1 pseudogene is annotated in these 795 nt (G+C 66.5%); it reads left to right on the top strand.

From position 1 onward, the window contains the following. Positions 1-795: pseudogene (locus tag BZY54_RS45580) on the top strand (pyruvate dehydrogenase (acetyl-transferring), homodimeric type); the annotation flags it as partial.

Genomic DNA, 795 nt, shown 5'->3' with positions numbered 1-795 from the left:
CGCGTACCTGCTGGACCGGCTCACCGAACAGCACCTGGACGGCTTCCGCCAGGAGAAGTCCAAGTCGCCCTACGGCCTCTCCAGCTATCCGCACCCACGTTCGATGCCGGACTTCTGGGAGTTCCCGACGGTCTCCATGGGCCTCGGCCCGATCGGCGCGATCTTCCAGGCCCGGATGAACCGGTACATGCACGCGCGTGGGATCGCGGACACGTCCGACTCGCACGTGTGGGCGTTCCTGGGCGACGGCGAGATGGACGAGCCGGAGTCGCTCGGCCAGCTCTCCATCGCCGCCCGTGAGGGTCTGGACAACCTGACCTTCGTGGTCAACTGCAACCTCCAGCGCCTGGACGGCCCGGTGCGCGGCAACGGCAAGATCATCCAGGAGCTGGAGTCGGTCTTCCGGGGCGCCGGCTGGAACGTGATCAAGCTGATCTGGGACCGCACCTGGGACCCGCTGCTGGCCCAGGACCGCGACGGTGTGCTGGTCAACAAGATGAACATCACACCGGACGGCGCGTTCCAGACCTATGCCACCGAGTCCGGCGCCTACATCCGCGAGCACTTCTTCGGCGACGACCACCGGCTGCGCAAGATGGTCGAGAACATGACCGACCAGCAGATCCTGCACCTGGGCCGCGGCGGTCACGACCACCGCAAGATCTACGCGGCGTACAAGGCGGCCCTGGACCACAAGGGCCAGCCGACGGTCATCCTGGCCAAGACGGTCAAGGGCTGGACGCTGGGCCCGAACTTCGAGGGCCGCAACGCCACCCACCAGATGAAGAAGCTGAC

It is taken from the genome of Streptomyces carpinensis, assembly GCF_002154505.1.
Taxonomy (GTDB): domain Bacteria; phylum Actinomycetota; class Actinomycetes; order Streptomycetales; family Streptomycetaceae; genus Streptomyces; species Streptomyces carpinensis.
This window is presented reverse-complemented; position numbering and strand designations above follow the sequence as displayed.